Annotated in this window: 15 protein-coding genes; 3 read left to right on the top strand and 12 right to left on the bottom strand. The window is 68.8% G+C overall.

Features of this window, described 5'->3' with window-relative positions:
- Positions 1–7: 7 nt before the first annotated feature.
- Positions 8–2,353: a TonB-dependent receptor gene (locus FBZ90_RS22925; protein WP_246130749.1), complete on the top strand. Its 2,346-nt coding sequence runs from the start codon at positions 8–10 to the stop codon at positions 2,351–2,353.
- A 43-nt stretch (positions 2,354–2,396) separates the two neighbouring features.
- Here FBZ90_RS22925 and FBZ90_RS22920 read toward each other — a convergent pair whose 3' ends face one another.
- From FBZ90_RS22920 to FBZ90_RS22895, 6 genes are all read right to left on the bottom strand, one after another.
- Positions 2,397–3,683, bottom strand: a complete 1,287-nt coding sequence (locus tag FBZ90_RS22920; protein WP_211102265.1) for a bifunctional folylpolyglutamate synthase/dihydrofolate synthase — start codon at positions 3,681–3,683, stop codon at positions 2,397–2,399.
- Positions 3,684–3,722: 39 nt separating this feature from the next.
- Positions 3,723–4,640, bottom strand: a complete 918-nt coding sequence (gene accD / locus FBZ90_RS22915; protein WP_145735307.1) for an acetyl-CoA carboxylase, carboxyltransferase subunit beta — start codon at positions 4,638–4,640, stop codon at positions 3,723–3,725.
- 108 nt (positions 4,641–4,748) lie between these two features.
- Entirely contained in the window at positions 4,749–5,585 is an 837-nt protein-coding gene (gene trpA, locus FBZ90_RS22910) for a tryptophan synthase subunit alpha (RefSeq protein ID WP_145735306.1), read from the bottom strand.
- The gene (gene trpB, locus FBZ90_RS22905; RefSeq protein WP_145735305.1) at positions 5,582–6,790 is read right to left on the bottom strand and encodes a tryptophan synthase subunit beta; all 1,209 of its coding nucleotides are present in this window, start codon (positions 6,788–6,790) and stop codon (positions 5,582–5,584) included. The genes trpA and trpB overlap by 4 nt, the downstream gene beginning before the upstream one ends.
- Positions 6,791–6,963: 173 nt before the next feature.
- Positions 6,964–8,757 (bottom strand): stimulus-sensing domain-containing protein, encoded by a 1,794-nt coding sequence (locus FBZ90_RS22900; RefSeq protein ID WP_246130747.1) that lies wholly within the window; start codon positions 8,755–8,757, stop codon positions 6,964–6,966.
- 10 nt (positions 8,758–8,767) lie between these two features.
- Positions 8,768–9,472, bottom strand: a complete 705-nt coding sequence (locus FBZ90_RS22895; protein ID WP_145735304.1) for a response regulator transcription factor — start codon at positions 9,470–9,472, stop codon at positions 8,768–8,770.
- Positions 9,473–9,666: 194 nt separating this feature from the next.
- On the opposite strand from FBZ90_RS22895, the gene FBZ90_RS22890 reads away from it, so the two are divergent.
- Positions 9,667–10,248, top strand: coding sequence for a pyridoxamine 5'-phosphate oxidase family protein (locus FBZ90_RS22890; RefSeq protein ID WP_145735303.1), 582 nt, complete (start codon positions 9,667–9,669; stop codon positions 10,246–10,248).
- A 2-nt stretch (positions 10,249–10,250) separates the two neighbouring features.
- Here the strand turns inward: FBZ90_RS22890 and FBZ90_RS22885 are convergent, their stop codons facing one another.
- Positions 10,251–10,928, bottom strand: coding sequence for an NAD(P)H-binding protein (locus FBZ90_RS22885; RefSeq protein ID WP_145735302.1), 678 nt, complete (start codon positions 10,926–10,928; stop codon positions 10,251–10,253).
- A gap of 214 nt (positions 10,929–11,142) precedes the next feature.
- On the opposite strand from FBZ90_RS22885, the gene FBZ90_RS27965 reads away from it, so the two are divergent.
- Entirely contained in the window at positions 11,143–11,568 is a 426-nt protein-coding gene (locus tag FBZ90_RS27965) for a hypothetical protein (protein ID WP_186455999.1), read from the top strand.
- 103 nt (positions 11,569–11,671) lie between these two features.
- On the opposite strand, the gene irrA is transcribed toward FBZ90_RS27965, so the two are convergent.
- The 5 genes from irrA to FBZ90_RS22855 form a co-directional block, all read right to left on the bottom strand.
- Positions 11,672–12,115 carry an iron response transcriptional regulator IrrA gene (gene irrA, locus FBZ90_RS22875; protein WP_145735301.1) on the bottom strand — a complete coding sequence of 148 codons (444 nt, stop codon included), beginning with the start codon at positions 12,113–12,115 and terminating at the stop codon, positions 11,672–11,674.
- Between the two features lie 222 nt (positions 12,116–12,337).
- Positions 12,338–13,735 carry an NAD(P)H-dependent flavin oxidoreductase gene (locus FBZ90_RS22870; protein WP_246130745.1) on the bottom strand — a complete coding sequence of 466 codons (1,398 nt, stop codon included), beginning with the start codon at positions 13,733–13,735 and terminating at the stop codon, positions 12,338–12,340.
- Positions 13,736–13,948: 213 nt separating this feature from the next.
- The gene (gene ugpQ / locus FBZ90_RS22865; protein WP_186455998.1) at positions 13,949–14,701 is read right to left on the bottom strand and encodes a glycerophosphodiester phosphodiesterase; all 753 of its coding nucleotides are present in this window, start codon (positions 14,699–14,701) and stop codon (positions 13,949–13,951) included.
- The gene (locus FBZ90_RS22860) at positions 14,698–15,288 is read right to left on the bottom strand and encodes a L,D-transpeptidase family protein (protein ID WP_145735300.1); all 591 of its coding nucleotides are present in this window, start codon (positions 15,286–15,288) and stop codon (positions 14,698–14,700) included. Before FBZ90_RS22860 ends, ugpQ begins: the two co-directional genes overlap by 4 nt.
- Before the next feature lie 68 nt (positions 15,289–15,356).
- Complete coding sequence (locus FBZ90_RS22855) at positions 15,357–17,159, bottom strand: hypothetical protein (protein WP_145735299.1); 1,803 nt, start codon at positions 17,157–17,159, stop codon at positions 15,357–15,359.
- Positions 17,160–17,194 lie beyond the last annotated feature (35 nt).

Genomic DNA, 17,194 nt, shown 5'->3' with positions numbered 1-17,194 from the left:
GACAAAAATGCGAGCCAAAACAAGCTATTCCTACATTCTTCTGGCCATGACCGCGCTGTCCTGGTCACCCTTGGGCCCTGCCCTGGCCGCAGGGGCCGACGACGCCGCCTCCGGGGCGGCTCCGGCGGCCGCGTCGGGGGTGGAAGCCGGTAGCGAGGGGTTGGACGACATCATCGTCACGGGTGAAAAGACCAACCGCACCCTGAAGGAGACGACGGCCAGCGTGGCCGTCACCACGGCGGCGCGCATCGCGCAGGAAAACATCCAGACCATCCAGGACATCTACGACCGCACGGCCAACCTTTCGCAAACCTACGGCGCCTCGGGCTTCACCATACGCGGTATCGGCAATACCGGCGTGTCCAACGCCGGCAACGCCGACGCCGCCACCGTCTATGTCGACGGCGCGCCCATCCCCAGCGCCGCCCTGTTCGGTGGACCGACCGGGATGTGGGACGTGTCGCAGGTGGAGATCCTGCGCGGGCCGCAATCCACCCTGCAGGGGCTGAACGCCATGGCGGGCGCCGTGGTCATCACCACCCGCGACCCGTCGCTGGACCACTGGACGGGCGACGCCCGCGTGCAGTGGACGGACCAGCAGGAGCGCACCTTTTCCGCCGCCGCCGGCGGCCCGCTGGTGACCGATGAACTGGGCCTGCGCGTCTCGGCGGAGCGGCGCGTCAACGACGGCATCATCAAGAACGTCGTGCTGGACGACCATGAGGACGCGCTGCGCAGCCTGAACCTGCGCGGCAAGCTGAAATGGACGCCCAAGGCCCTGCCCGACCTGACGGCGGTGCTGAGCTATGACCGGGCGCGGCGCGACGGCGGTTATCTCTACCAGTACGTCCGCACCGACGTGCCCGATTATTACGACCACCGCACCTCGTTCTCCAACCGGCCCAACATCGGCAAGGTGGACACGGACATCGCCACCCTGAACCTGTCCTACCGCCTGAGCGACACGCTGACCCTGACCAACGTCGCCTCCTGGAACCGGCTGAAGCAGGACGCCAGCCAGGACAGCGACGGCACGCCCCAGGATCTGCAGGTGGTGGACAACAAGACCAAGGCCACGACCTATACCGAGGAATTGCGCCTGAACTATCAGGATGAGCGGTTCAGCGGCCTGCTGGGGGGCTGGTACTACAACCGCGACCTGACAGTCGACGCCGACAGCCACGTCACCGTCACCACGCCGCTGACGACCATCACCAACCTGCTACGCAGCGGCGGCTTCCCCGCCGCCACGGCCAGCGCCATCAGCGCCGCCTACGGCAAGGTCCTACCCGAGATCCCGGTGGCCTATACGTCGCACCAGCCGCAGCAGGTGGAAACGGCGGCCCTGTTCGGCGACGGCCGCTATCGTCTGACCGACCAGCTGTCGCTGTTGGCCGGCTTCCGCTACGACCATGAACAGAACCGGTATGGCGCCGGCACCGCCACCCAATTCACCGGCACCTACCCCGACCCCGCCACCTTCGGCGCCGCGGGCACGCCGCTGAACCTGGCCATCCAGGCCATCAACCGGGGGGTGGCCGGCATCGTGAGCCAGGCATCCTCAGCCGCCGCGTCCAACCAGCGCACCTTCGACGCCTTCCTGCCCAAGGCGGGCGTTTCCATGGATTGGACGCCCGATCTGGTGACGGCCTTCACGGTGCAGCGCGGTTATCGTTCCGGCGGGTCCAGCCAGAACGCGGCCCACGCCACCCTGGTGCCCTACGACCCGGAATACAGCTGGAACTATGAGGGCTCCGTCCGGTCCACCTGGCTGGACGGGTCGCTGGCGGTGAACGCCAACGCCTTCTACACGGACTGGAGCGACCAGCAGGTCACCGCCCGTTTCAGCGATAACGTCTACGACTACAACACCGTCAACGCCGGCAAGTCGCACCTCTACGGTTTTGAGCTGGAGACCACGCACAAGATCAGCCCCGTGGTGGACTGGTACGCCTCCCTCGGCTATCTGCGCACCAAGTTCGATGAACTGCACATTCCCAACGGGGGCAGCGCCACCGTGGACCTGACGGGATCACAATTCCCCTACGCCCCGCACTGGACGGTGGCGGGCGGGGTGAACCTGCATTTCGGCGAAGGCTTCGTCGCCAACCTGAACGCCAACTGGCGCGACGCCGTGTTCACCGTGATCGGTACCAACCAGAGCCAATCCCGCGTGGGCGCCCGCACCATCGTCAACACCCGCGTGGGTTATGATGCCGGGCTGTGGGGGGCGTACCTGTTCGTGAACAACCTCACGGACGAGCATTACGCGGATTACCTGTTGACCTCCCAGAACCGCGCCATCATCGGCGCCCCGCGCACCATCGGCGGCTCGGTGGAGGTGCATTGGTGAGGGCGGCGCCCCGTCAGCCCGTTCCCCCTCAGCTCAACCCGCTTCAGCCGTTATCGGCCAGGATGCAGCCCGCCAGGTAAAGCGAGCCGCAGATCAGGGTGCGGGGCGCAGCACCCTGCTTGGCCAGCCAGGCGATGGCGTCCGCCGGGCTGGCGGCCTCGGTCACCTCGGGGATGCCGACCGCGCGGGCGGCCTCGGCGATGTCGGCGGCGGGGCGGGTCGCGTCCTCGCCCGGGATGGAGATCGCCACCAGGCGGCGGACATTGGGGGCGATGGGCCGCAGGAAGTCCGCCGGCACCTTGCTGGTGATCATGCCCACCACCAGGTCCAGCGCTTCACCAGTGCCGGTCCAGCGCCCAGCCTGCACGCCCAGCACCTCGCCCGCCGAGTCGTTGTGACCACCATCCAGCCAGAGCTGCGTCCCGGGCAGCAGGTCGGCCAGGGGGCCGCGCGTCAGGCGCTGCAGGCGGCCGGGCCATTCCACCGTGGCCAGGCCGGCGACGATGTCGGCGTCCCGCACCGTCAGGGGCAGGTGTTGCAAGGCGGCGATGGCGGTGCCGGCGTTGCCGATCTGGTGGGTGCCCAGCAGGCCGGGCATGGGCAGGTCCAGCGTGCGGCCATAGCCTTCGAACCGGAACCCGATATCGCTGGGCAGCGCCGACCAGTCCGCTCCGGCAACGGACAGCGGCGCGCCCAAGGCGGCGGCGCGGTCACGGAAGACGGACAGGGGCACGTCCGGCGCCTGCGGTCCGACCACGGCGGGGCAACCGGCCTTGAAGATGCCGGCCTTTTCGCCCGCGATGGCCGCCAGCGTGTCGCCCAGAAACTGGGTGTGGTCGAAGGAGATGCGGGTGACGACGGCGACGGCCGGCCGGTCCACCACGTTGGTGGCGTCCAGCCGCCCGCCCAGGCCGGTTTCCAGCAGCAGCACGTCGGCCGGCACCTCGGAATAGGCCAGGAAGGCGGCGCAGGTGATGATTTCGAAGATGGTGATGGGGTCGCCCTGGTTGGCGGCCTCGCACCGTTCCAGCAGGGTCACCAGGGCGGCGTCATCCACCAGGCGGCCGGCCAGGCGCACCCGCTCATTGAAGCGGACCAGATGGGGGCTGGTATAGACATGCACCCGGTGGCCCGCCGCCTCCAGCATGGCGCGCAGGAAGGCGATGGTGCTGCCCTTGCCATTGGTGCCGGCGACGTGGACGACGGGGGGCAGGCGGTCCTGGGGCCGGCCCAGCCGGTCCAGCAACCGCTTCACCCGGTCCAGCGACAGGTCGATGACCTTGGGATGCAACTGGCCCAGCCGGGCCAGCACCTGGTCCAGATCCGCCACGGGCGCGTCCCCCCTCTCCAACGTCCCTGGTTGCCTGTCTTAGCGGCCGTTCACCGGCACCGGGCGCGGGCGCGACGGTTCGGTGGGGATGCGCACCACGTCGGCGCCGGGGCCGGGACTGCGCAGCAGGTCGATGACGCGGGCCAGCATGCCCTTCATCTCACGCCGGTGCACCACCATGTCCACCATGCCGTGTTCCAGCAGGTACTCCGACCGCTGGAAGCCTTCCGGCAGGGTCTCGCGGATGGTGCTCTCGATGACGCGCGCGCCGGCGAAGCCGATCTGCGCGCCCGGCTCGGCGATGTGGATGTCGCCCAGCATGGCGAAGCTGGCCGTGACGCCGCCGGTGGTCGGGTCGGTCAGGATGACGAGGAAGGGCAGGCCCGCCTCCTTCACCATCTCGGCCGCGATGATGGTGCGGGGCATCTGCATCAGCGACAGGATGCCTTCCTGCATGCGGGCGCCACCCGAGGCCGGAACGACGATCAGCGGCGCCTGCTGCAACACGGCCAGCTTGGCCGCGGCCAGCAGGCCCTCGCCCACCGCCATGCCCATGGAGCCGCCCATGAAGGTGAAGTCGAAGGCGGCGACCACGGCCGCGCGGCCATCGATGCGGCCATGGGCCACGACGATGGCGTCGGGACGGCCCGTCTTGGACTGCGCGTCCTTCAGGCGGTCGGTGTAGCGCTTCTGGTCACGGAACTTCAGCGGGTCCACCACCGGCTTGGGCAGCTCGATGGTCTGGAAGCCGGCGTCCAGGGTCATGCGCAGGCGCTGCAGCGGATCCAGGCGCATGTGGAAGCCACAGTGCTGGCAGACATGCAGGTTCTCTTCCAAATCGCGGTGGAAGATCATGGCGCCGCAGGACGGGCACTTGTGCCACAGATTGTCCGGCACCTCTTTCTTGGACACCAGGGCCCGGATCTTGGGACGGACGAAGTTCGTGAGCCAGTTCATGTGCATAACCTTGGAAAGACAGCCGCCGTGCCGGGGCCGGCGCTGACAAACACCAAAGGGGCGGCACCCGAAGGCGCGCCCCCGATAGGCGAAAGTCGATCTTGTAGCCTATTTCCGCGCGCCGCGCACCCCAGCCGCCAATTCACCCACGAAACCCAGCACATCGGCCACCAGGCCGGGCTTGGCCTTGGCGTCGGCGTCCAGGTTGGCCTCCAGCCGGCGGACGATGGCGCTGCCCACCACGGCGGCGTCCGCCACCCGGGCCACATCGGCCGCCCCCTCCGGCGTGGTGATACCGAAGCCCACGGCCACCGGCAGGTCGGTCCCCGTCCGCAGGTGGGCGACGGCGGCGGCGATGGCGTCGCTGGTGGCGGAGCCCGCCCCGGTGATGCCGGCGATGGAAACGTAGTAGATGAAGCCGCTGGTGTTGGCCAACACGGCCGGCAGGCGGGCCTTGTCCGTGGTCGGCGTGGCCAGGCGGATGAAGTTAACCCCTGCGGCGTGGGCGGGCAGGCACAGCTCCCCATCCTCTTCCGGCGGCAGGTCGACGACGATCAGGCCATCCACCCCGGCGGACTTGGCGTCGGCCAGGAAGCGCTCAACACCATAGGCGTAGATGGGATTGTAATAGCCCATGAGGATGATGGGCGTGTCCACGTCGCCCGACCGGAAGGCGCGCACCAGGTCCAGCGTGCGCGACATGCGGGCACCGGCGGCCAGCGCCCGCAGGGTGGACGCCTGGATGGCCGGGCCGTCCGCCATGGGATCGGTGAAGGGCATGCCCAGCTCGATCAGGTCGGCGCCGGCGCCCGGCAGGCCCTTCAGCAGGTTCAGGCAGGTGTCGTGGTCCGGGTCGCCGGCGGTGATGAACGCGACCAGGCCGGCGCGGCCCTCCGCCTTCAGCGCGGCGAAGCGGCGATCAATGCGAGAAGATACGGTGCTCACAGGCTGACCCCCAGTTCGCGGGCGACGGTGAAGATGTCCTTGTCGCCCCGGCCGCTGAGGTTCACGACCATCAGGTGATCCTTGGGCAGGGTGGGGGCGCGGCGGATGACCTCGGCCAGGGCATGGGCCGATTCCAGCGCCGGGATGATGCCCTCTACCTTCGACAGGCGCTGGAAGGCGTCCAGCGCCTCCGTGTCCGTGGCGCTGACATAGGTCACCCGGCCCACGTCATGCAGCCAGGAATGCTCCGGCCCGATGCCGGGGTAATCCAGGCCGGCGGAGATGGAGTGCCCCTCCACGATCTGCCCGTCCTCATCCTGCAGCAGGTAGGTGCGGTTGCCGTGCAGCACGCCGGGGCGGCCGCCGGTCAGCGACGCGGCATGCGCGCCCGTGGCGATGCCGTGGCCCGCCGCCTCCACCGCCACCATGGCGACCTCGGCGTCGTCCAGGAAGGGGTGGAACAAGCCCAGGGCGTTGGAGCCGCCGCCGATGCAGGCCACCAGCGTGTCGGGCAGGCGGCCTTCCATGGCCACCATCTGCTCGCGCACCTCATGGCCGATGATGGACTGGAAGTCGCGCACCAGGGCCGGATAGGGGTGCGGGCCGGCGGTGGTGCCGATGATGTAGAAGGTGTCGCCGACGTTGGTGACCCAGTCGCGCAGCGCCTCGTTCATCGCGTCCTTGAGGGTGCGCGAGCCGGAGACGACGGGCTTCACCTCCGCCCCCAACAGCTTCATGCGGAAGACGTTGGGCTGCTGGCGGGCGATGTCGACCTCGCCCATGTAGATGGTGCAGGGCAGGCCGAACAGGGCGCAAACGGTGGCCGTGGCCACACCGTGCTGGCCGGCGCCCGTCTCGGCGATGATGCGGGTCTTGCCCATGCGCTTGGCCAGCAGGATCTGGCCGATGCAGTTGTTGATCTTGTGCGCGCCGGTGTGGTTCAGCTCTTCGCGCTTCAGGTAGATCTTGGCGCCGCCCAGCTCATTGGTCAGGCGCTCGGCGAAGTACAGCTTGCTGGGGCGGCCGACATACTGGCTCAGGTAATAGCCCATTTCGGCCTTGAAGGCCGGGTCGTCCTTGGCGGCGGTGTACGCCTTTTCCAGGTCAAGGATCAGGGGCATCAGGGTTTCGGCGACGAAGCGCCCCCCGTAGATGCCGAAATGGCCGTGCTCGTCTGGACCGGCGCGGTAGGTGTTCAAGCTCATGGGGCGGGGCTCTCATGTCAGCTGGGCTCACCCTGGTTGGACCCAAGGGCAAGTAGGCCGCCGACGATACCGGCCCTGACGGCGATTTCAAGACCGCCGGCGCCGCCGGGCCAAAATGCCGGCCATGCGTGCCGGCCCGTGATCCAGCAACTTAATTACGCGTATGGATTATCTCAGCCCCGCGGCAGCTGCACCGTGAACACCGCGCCCAGCACCTTGCCGGTCGAGTCGGTGCGGTTGGCGGCGAAGATGCGGCCGTTGTGTGCCTCCACGATCTGCTTGGAGATGGAGAGGCCCAGCCCCGAGTGGGTGCCGAACTTCTCGCCCGCCGGCCGCTCGGTATAGAAGCGGTCGAAGATGGCCTCGGTCTTGCCGGCGGGGATGCCGGGGCCGTCGTCGGTGCAGGTGATCTCCACCCGGTCGCCCACCACCTTGGCCGCCAGCACCACCTTGCCCCCGGGCGGGGAGAAGGACAGGGCGTTGGAGATCAGGTTCTGGAACACCTGGGTCAGGCGGCCCTCGATGCCCGGGACCACCAGGTTGCGGTTGGCCGGCGGCAGGTCCACCGCCACCGTCGGCGGCGGCGGGGTGTCGTCGTCCTCATCCTCGTCGCGGGCGCCCAGCGTGTTGTCGTGGATGTCCTTGAACATGGTCAGCATGCGCCGCAGGTCGACGGAGTTGGCCTCCGCCCGGCTCAGCTCCGCATCCAGGCGGCTGGCGTTGGAGATGTCGCTGATCAGGCGGTCGAGGCGGCCCACGTCGTCGGCGATGATGCCCAACAGCTTGCGCAGCCGCGTCTCATCCTTCACCAGCTGCACCGTCTCCACAGCGCTGCGCATGGAGGTCAGCGGGTTCTTGATCTCATGCGCCACGTCGGCGGCGAAGCGCTCGATGGCGTCCATGCGGTCCCACAGGGCCGAGGTCATGGCGCGCAGCGATTGCGACAGGTCGCCGATCTCGTCATGCCGGCCGGAAAAGTCGGGCAGCACCGCCTGGCGGCCATGGCCGTAGCGCACGTCGTCCGCCGCCGCCGCCAGGCGGCGGATGGGGCGCACGATGGTGCTGGCCAGATAGATCGACATCAGGACCGTCAGCACGATGACGCCGCCGAACACCTTCAGGATGTTCACGCGGAACTCGCGCACCTCGGTATCGATCTCCGACCCGCTGCGGCTGATCAGCACCGCGCCCAGCACCTGCTTGTAGCGCTGGATGGGCACGGCCACGGTCAGCACCATGTCCTGCTTGCCGGCGTCGCCGGCTACACGCCAGACATGGGTGGAGGATTCGCCGTTCAGGGCCTTCTGCACATCGGGGAAGTGCGTGCCGTCGGTGGCGCGCCCCTCGGGGTAGACCGGCAGGTGGTCGCGGGTGGGCAGGGCGCGGACGATGGCGTTGTAGAGGTCTATGCCCAGCTGCGTCAGCTGGTTGCCATCGGGCAAGGGCGGCAGTTCCTCGATCTGCACGCGCGTGCCCTTGGCCAGGCTCAGCACGCGGCTGTCGGCCTGCAGCTTGCCCTTGGTGTCGTACAGGCGGAAACGCCGGTCGGTGGTATCGCCCAGGCGGCGCACCACCTGGCTGGCCATGGTCCACGACAAGGTGCCGGAGGGTTCGTTGAACTCGTCGGTGCTGGGCTCCATGGCGCTTTCGCCCAGGGCGCCGGCGAAGATGCTGGCTTCGGTGGTCAGGACATCCAGCTGGCGCTGCACCAGCCAGTCCTGATAGCGCTCCAGGTACAGCAGGCCCGACAGCAGCAGGGCCAGGGCCAGCAGGTTGACGGTCAGGATGTGACGCGTCAGGGGCGAGATGACGCCGTACGACCGGCGGCGGCGGGGGCGCACCACCGCCTTGCCCTCGCCCTCCCCCTCGGGCTTGGCGCCGCGTCGCACGGGGGCGTCCCCCATGTCCTGCGCCGCCGGGGCCCCGCCTGCGGGAACCGCGCGCCGTGCCAGCATGTCCTTGAGCATCTACCTTGCCTCAGGCGTCGCGGTACTTGTAGCCCACGCCGTACAGGGTTTCGATCTGGGCGAAGTCCGCATCGGCCACCTTGAACTTCTTGCGCAGGCGCTTCACGTGGCTGTCGATGGTGCGATCGTCGACATAGATGTGTTCGCCATAGGCGGCGTCCATCAGCTGGTCGCGGCTTTTCACGTGCCCGGGGCGCTGGGCCAGCGCCTTGACCAGCAGGAATTCGGTCACCGTCAGGTCGATCTCCTGTCCCTTCCAGGTGCAAGAGTGGCGGGCGTTGTCCAGCACCAGCTCTCCCCGCACCATGACGGAGCCCGGTTCCACGGTCCCCTTGCCGCCGGTGGCGTTCAAGACCTCGCGCCGCAGCAGGGCCTTGATGCGTTCGATCAGCAGGCGCTGGGAGAAGGGCTTCTTGATGTAGTCGTCGGCGCCCATGCGCAGGCCCTGCAACTCATCGATCTCATCATCCTTGGAGGTGAGGAAGATGACGGGCATGGCCGAGTTCTGGCGGATGCGCTGCAGCAGCTCCATCCCATCCATGCGCGGCATCTTGATGTCCAGGACGGCCAAGTCCACCGGCCGGGAGCTGAGCGCGCGGTGGGCCTCATCCCCGTCGGTGTAGGTGCGCACCTCGTACCCCTCCGCCTCCAGCGCGATGGAGACGGAAGTCAGGATGTTGCGGTCATCGTCAACCAGCGCGATGGTCTGAACCACGGAGTTTACCCCTCTTCTCACACTTGCCCCGGCCGCCATCCGGCAACATGCCGGAGGACAGCCCCAGTTCACCAGATTGGCCCGCACTATGGCATGATTACGGCGCAGTATGCAGCCGCCCCTGCCACTTGCGAAATAGTCCGCAAGGGACCGGCCCCTGATCCAAAGAAATGGGTGGAGGAACGCTGGTGACAATGCCCCCCGATACATCCCCCGGCCCCGGTGCCCCGGCCGAGGCCACGCCGCCTGCCGACCGGCCCCCAGACGCCCTGGCGGCAGCGCGCGAGACGGCGCGGACGCTGCTGGCCGGACGGCCCCAGGCCACGCTGGCCACGTTGATGGCGCCATCGGGGGCAGCACCATCGGACCAGGACACGGGGAACGGCGACGCGGCGTCGATGGGCGGCTGGCCCTACCCCTCGCTGGTGATGGTGGCGCTGGACACCGACGGGCGGCCCTTGCTGCTGCTGTCGGAACTGGCGCTGCACACCCGCAACCTGCGCCAGGATGGCCGCGCCGCCCTGCTGTTCGAGGACACATCCGGGTTGGAGAACCCGCTGACCGGCCCGCGCCTGTCGGTCATGGGGCGTATCGCCCCCCTGGCCGGCGCCGAGGCTGAGGCGGCGCGCGCCGCCTACCTGGACCGTCACCCCTCGGCCGCCCTGTACGCCGATTTCCCCGATTTCCGTTTCTGGCGCATGGACATCGCCCAAGCCCACCTGGTCGCGGGCTTCGGCCGCATCCACTGGCTGACGGCGGCCGATCTCAAGGTGTGATCCTACAGCCCCGCCAGGGACCGGATGGCGCTGTACTCATGGGTGCGCACGCCGCCGATGGCGGGCTGGCTGGCGGTGGTCACCAGGGCGGCGGCCACCACCGTTGCGGGGATGGGGCGGTACTTTTCCAGCCGGCCACCCAGGAAGGGGCCGACCAGGGGCGCCAGCGCCTGGAGGAGGCGCTCCATCGGCCGGTCCTGCCGGCGCTTGCCCAGCAGCAGCGAGGGCCGCAGGAAATGGCGGGAGGTGAAGCCTAGGGTGGCCACGTAATCCTCCATCATGCCCTTGGTCTTCAGGTAGAGATGGCGGGAGGTCGAGTCGGCATCGACGGAGGAGACGCCGCCGAAGAAGGTGGCGCCGGCGCGGCGCGCGGCCTTGGCCACCGCCACCACATATTTCAGATCGACGTCCTGGAAGGCGGCGTCGCTGCCGGCCTCCTTGCGCGTGGTGCCCAGGGCGCACAACACGGCGTCCACCCGCACGTCCGCCGGCAGGTCGCCCAGGGTGGCGAAATCCACCACCAGCTCACGCAGCTTGGGATGGGTCATGCCCGTGGGCTTGCGCACCAGGCTGACCACCTGCGCCACCTTGGGCGACTTCAACAGCAGGTTCAGGGTGTGGCCGCCCACCAGGCCCGTGCCCCCCGCCAGCAAAACCCGCAAACCCGCCGCCGTGTCCATACCCTGACATCTCCGAAAAACGCGAAATCGCGGGACCTTACCACGAGACGCGGGCGTTAAGGAAACAGGCGGCGGCCTCGGTATTGCACCGCGAGATCGGTTTTATTTCGCAATTGCGAAAGGCCTCACGCCATCTGTTCGAGATGCCCAAATGGGTAGTGGCGGAATTCGAAAACTGAGCGCATCATTCATGTAATAAAATAGGGAGGCTGTTATGAAAAAGGACACTCAGATCCTTCAGGACGTGCCTGCTTTCAACGCCATCACCCTTGGTCTGGTTTTCGGCATGTCCGAACTGGCCGTGTATGGCGCCGCCCAGCTCTTGCTGCCCGACCTTGATCTGAAGATGGACATCGCCATCCTGGCCTGGGGCGCCAGCCTGATGGTGTTGGGGCCCACCCTGGGCCTGGCGGCCATCTATGGCCTGCACCAGGTGAGGGCCAAGGGCGGGCCGGGCAAACCGTCGGGCCACGCCCTGGCGCCCGTGCCGCCGGGCAAGCCCGGTTCGGATGACACCAAACCCAACTGGTTCCCCTACGACCCCGACAGCATCGGCATGTTCGATACTGAAAGCCCCTACCCTCCCGTGGCCGCGCCCAGGGGCACGCCGGCGGCCAGGCCGCTTGAGACCGTCAGGTAGGCGCCCGTCGACCTGGACAAGACGAAGGCCGGCCCCGCTGGGACCGGCCTTCTGTCATTCGGTGAGGTCAGCGACAGCGATGCCGGCCACAGGGGCTGGCGGCTCAGCCACCAGCGCTGAGGCGGATGATGACGTCCACGCGGGCCACGCGGGTGCCGGCCGGCGCCTCCGGCAGGCCGCTGACCTCCAGGGCGTGGCCCGGAATGTCCAGCAGATGACCGCTGCCCTCGACGAAGAAATGGTGGTGGTCCGAGACGTTGGTGTCGAAGTAGGACCGTCCCGCCTCCACCACCACCTCACGCAGCAGGCCCGCTTCGGTGAACTGGTGCAGGGTGTTGTAGACGGTGGCCAGCGACACCCGCATGTCGGCGGTCGACGCTTGGCCGTGCAACTGTTCCGCCGTCACATGGCGGTCCCGGCCATCAAACAGCAGCTTGGCCAGCGCCACGCGCTGGCGGGTGGGTCGCAGACCGGCGCGCGCCAGACGGTCGGTCGCCTGGATGCCGGGGTCCTCAGCAGGGGTGGGGGCGTGGATCAGGTCGGTCATGGTCTGCATATGGGCAAGGGTACGGACCGGAAAAGCCCCGATCCCCTAGGATTTCCGCTATTCAGCCATGAAATTTGGAATGAATCCAGATTTAAAGGCGCTGACCTGGACTGCGCCTGGGGAAAAGGTTGCGGGCACCCACCATTCAGCCGGCGGCACGACATATCCCCCCGTGCCGCCGTAGCCATGATCCGCGCTCAGCAACCCGTCGCGATCCGCGACTCAGTACCCCGTCGCGATCCGCTCCACCAACTGCTTCACCGTCGGCACGAAGCCGTTCTGGTACCAGGGGTCGCTGGCGAAGCGGTAAGCGTTGTGGCCGGCGAACATCAGCTGGTGCTCCACATCCTCGGAGTGGCTGATGTTCTGCAGGGTCTTCTGGATGCAGAAGGACCGGGGATCGGCGCGACGCCCGGTCGTGCCTTCCTCGTTCTGCGCCCAGTTGGAGAAGTTGCAGGCCGACAGGCAGCCCATGCAATCGATCTGGTCCTGGCGGATGACCGCCGCCTGGGCGGGGTCGACGAAGATCAGGGTGGTGTCAGGGGTTTTCAGGGCGACGCTGTTGCCGCCAGCCACCCAGCCCTGCGCCCGCTCGCGGTCATGCTCCGTGAGGTAAACCGGCCGGCCGCGCGGGCCCACCATGAATTCGGCGGTCAGGTCGCCCACCGGCTCCACCGAATAGGCCACCTGGCGCTCGGCCCGGCCCTTCAGCTCTTCCAGGAAGGGGTTGCTGACGGCGGAGGAATAGAAGCCCGTGGGGGAGAAGTGGTTCAGGTAGACATCGCCCTTCTTCAGGGTCAGCAGACGCTGCTTCCACGCGTCCGAAATGGGGCTTTCCTGGGTCAGCAGCGGCCGGGTGCCGAACTGGAAGGCGATGGGCCCGATCTCGGGATTGTCCAGCCAGTCTTCCCATTCCGACAGCCACCAGACGCCGCCCGCCATGATGATGGGCGTCTCATTCAGGCCGAAGCTGTTCATCATCTCGCGCAGGGCCTTCACGCGCGGATAGGGGTCCTCGGGCTTCAGCGGATCTTCGCTGTTGGACAGGCCGTTGTGGCCGCCGGCCAGCCACGGGTCCTCATAGACCACGCCGCCCAGGAAGTCGCGGAACTTGTTGTACGCGCGCAGCCACAGGGCCCGGAAGGCGCGGGCGGACGAGACGATGGGGTAGTAATGGACGCCGTGCTTCACCGCGATCTCGGCCACGCGGTAGGGCATGCCCGCCCCGCAGGTGATGCCGTGGATCAGGCCCTGGGCCCCCTCCAGCACGCCGTGCAGGATCTGCTCGGCCGCCGCCATTTCCCACAGGACATTCATGTGGACGCGGCCTTCGCCGCCGGCCGTCTCATGCGCCACGCGGGCCTGGTAAATGCCGCCGCGGATGGAATGACGGATCAGCTCCTCATGCCGTTCCCGCCGGGTCTTGCCGTGGTAGAGCTGCGGAATCAGGGCGCCGTTCTCGTCATAGGCGTCAGCGTTGACACCCGAGAAGGTCCCCACGCCGCCCGCCGACGCCCACGCGCCGGAGCTTTCGCCGTTGGACACGGAAATGCCTTTGCCGCCTTCGACGACGGGCAGCACTTCCTTACCGGACATCACCAAGGGCCGCAGCGCCTTCAACTCACGTCTCCTGCAAACCAGGCCGTTCAACCAAGCCCACTGGCACGCGGACGGTGGTTCGGCCCCCAATACATATAGGGTCGCGGCGGGCGGCCGCTAACATGACGCAGGCTGGATATAGGAAAACCGGGTCGGACGAAAGGCCTCTCGTCCTGTTTACGCGGACCGCGACCGATGTTTTGACCCACGCCCGTCCGCATCCCCTTGTCCTGTTCAGCCCGCGATGCCGGCCAGGCCGCTGGGCGTGTCGGTGAATACCGACGACACCCCCCAGCCCAGCACCTCCCGCGCCATGGGCACCGTGTTGACCGTGTAGGCCAGCACCGGCCGCCCGGTGGACTTATACTCCCGAATGCTGGCGGCGTCCTCCCTGCGGGCGTTCACATTGATGGTGCTGACGTCCAGCGCTTCCACCCGCTGGCGCCAGTTGGGCGGCCGCCGGTCGATGAGATAGCCCAGGGGCCAGCGCGGCACCACCTGGCGCGCCATGTCCAGCGACGCGTCGGCGAAGGAGGAGACCAGGGGCGGCGGCCTGTCGTCCGGCCACAGGGAATAGGCCAGCGTCAGGGCGACGCCGGCCGTCTCCTCCTCCCGCCCTGGGCAGGGCTTGATCTCCAGGTTGATACCCAGGTTCAGGGCCAGAACCAGCTGAATGACCTCCACCAGCGTCGGCACCTTCTCCCCCCGGAAGGCGGGTGAGAACCAGGACCCGGCGTCGAGGGCGCGCAGGGCGTCCAGCGTCATGTCCTTGGCCGGCCCCGTGCCATCCGTGGTGCGGTCCAGCGTGTCGTCATGCATCAGCACCGGCACCAGGTCGGCCGTCAGCTTGACATCCACCTCCACCCACTTCGCCCCCTGGGCCGCCGCCATGCGGATACCGGCCAGCGTGTTTTCCGGCGCGTGGCGGGCGGCACCCCGGTGGCCGATCAGGCGGGGCAAGGGCCCCAAGGGCAGGATATCGCTCATGGTGTGTCCTTGGACGGCAGGATGGCGGGCAAGGTCCCCGGGGACGGAACGCACAGCCGGTCGCCGGGCCGGCAGTGGGACAGAAGCCGGCGCAGATCGTCCGCCTCCAGGGCGGTGCAGCCGGCGGTGGCCGCGCGGTCGGGCCGCGTCAGGTGCATGAAGATGGCGCTGCCCAGGCCGGGCACGGGCGGGTCGTCGTTATGCCCCAGCACGACGACGATGTCGTAGACGTGGTCGTCCCGCCACATTACCTCATGGCTGGCGGGGAACGGCAGCGTCACCGGGCGGTTGTAGGCCGCGTGCCCGGGATCGTCGCACCAGCCGTCCGTCGGCGCGATGGCCGCCAGCGGCAGGGCCGTCACGGGAGCCGGGGTACGGTCGGGGCGGTAAAGCACGCGGCGCAGTGGGAAGCAGCCCACGGGCGTGCCCCCGTCCCCTTCACGCTTGTCGGCGATGACGCCGCCCCGGCCGATGACGCATGCGCCCTCCTGGGTGCCACCCTGCGGGTCGAGCCAGCGCAAGCGATGGCCCCCACCGGAACCGGCGGAGGCGGGGTCGAGGGGATCGGGGATCAGATGAATGTCCATCCCCCTTCTATAGCCTGGACACCGGGGCGACGGGACCCCCGATCACTTGGCAACGCCGACCGGCCCCCTTAGTGGGCGGCGCCCTGGGCGTCCTTCATCGCCTGGTACTTGGCCAGGTTGGCCATCATGATATCGGCGATGAACTGCTTGGGCAGCGGGGGCGGGCTGCCGCTGGCGCTGCTGATGATCGCGGCGCCGGTCTGGGGCGCCGCTTGACCGCTGGCAACCCCGGCCGGCGGGGCGGCGCTGGCCGACAGCGTACCGCCGGACGGGGCAGGCTGGGATATGGCCGGCTGGGTGCCGGTGGGTTGGACGCCGGTGGGCTGGGCGCCGGTGGGGGTGCTGGTGCCGTTGATGCTGGCCGACGCGGCGGTGGCCTGGGCCAGCAAGGTCGCCGTATCCTGACCCATGGCGTTGTTGTAGGCCTGGATGGCCTGCGGTACCGGCGTGGTGCGCTGTGCCTGTGCCGGCTGCGCGGCGCCGCCGTCCATCACCTGGATCATGGCGGGATGGGACGCGGCGGCCAGGGTGGCGGGGGATTGAACCGCCTGGGACTGGGCCGCCTGTGATTGGGCCGCCTGTGATTGGGCCGCCTGTGATTGGGCGGCGTTGGCCTGGACAGCACCGGTCTGCAGCACGGTGGGGCCGACGGCGGCCGACTTGATGTTCTGGATATAGCTGGGGGCGACCAGGGTGCGGCCGGTGGGGGCACCGGCGCCAGCACCCGCCATGGCGCGATAGTTGGCCAGGGTCAGGCCGTGGGCCTGCTTCTGCCCCAGGTGGGTCCCGGCATCGGATGCGGCGGCGGGCTTGGCCATGGCGGCGGCCTGGGCCGGCATCAGCTGCGGCGCCGCCCCCATGGGCATGGACTGGGTGCCGACGCCGATATTGGCGGCGGCGTTGGCGGACTGCGCCAAGGCCTGGGTGGCGTTGGTGACCTGGGTCGCCTGCTGCGCCAGGGCCTGGGTGGGGTTCGCGCCGGGCGCGGCGACGGCCATGGCGGGCACCGCCGCCAGGTTGGGGAAGGCCTGGCCCTGGGCGTTGCCCGCGGCGTTCAGGCCCGGCGATTTGAGGGTGGAGGCCGGCGTGGCCAGGCCCGGCACGGCACCAGTGGGAACGGCACCGGTAGGAACGGCACCCGTGGGGCCAGCATCGGCGGGAATGGAACTGGTGCGGACCATCTGCCCCGGAGCGGGCGTGGCCGGCGCGGCGGCGGTCTGGTTTGCCTGGAGATCGGGTGCCTGGGGCGCCAACACCAGGGACTCGACCTTGGCCACGGGCGCGCGGCCAGCGGTCGGGGCCTCGTCGGGCTGCTCCTGTCCCCCCTGGCGCCCCTTGCCGCCGCCCCGTTCGTCATCCGGGTCCAGCGTGACCGTGCCGACCTTGTGATGGTGGCCCAAGCCCAGGGCGTCCATGACGTGGCCGCCCACGTCCTCGCCCGTCTCTTCCTCGATGAAGGCGTCGCCGGTGGCCAGCGCCATGCCGATGGGGCCGCCATACAGCAGGCCGCCCAGGATCTTGGCCGGGGCCTTGATGGTGTCGCCCGTGATCTCACGGTAGATCGTGCTGATGACGGGGATATGCTGCAGCGGGTTGATGACGTCGACGACGTCCCAGAAGGACAGGTGGTTGTCCTTGTGCGCCGCCGCCACCTGGGCCTGGACCGCCGCCGCCCCTTGGCCGGGCAGGCCGGCGGCCTTCACCGCGCTGTCCTGGGCCACCTGCTGGTCCAGCTGATTCTGGAAGTCCTCCGGCACCCCCGCCAGGCCGGTGCCGCCCTGCCCGGTCGCGGACGCGGCCGTGCCGACACCACCCGCCAGGACGGGATCGGGGTAGGTCGGCGACAGGGCGGACTGGACGCTGGGGGTCATGGGGCTTTCTCCTGCACCCATACCCTCAAGCAAGC

The organism is Nitrospirillum pindoramense, assembly GCF_007827955.1.
In the GTDB taxonomy this organism is placed as follows: domain Bacteria; phylum Pseudomonadota; class Alphaproteobacteria; order Azospirillales; family Azospirillaceae; genus Nitrospirillum; species Nitrospirillum amazonense_B.
Note: the sequence above shows the minus strand (reverse complement) of the source record. Positions and strands in the feature narration are given on the sequence as shown.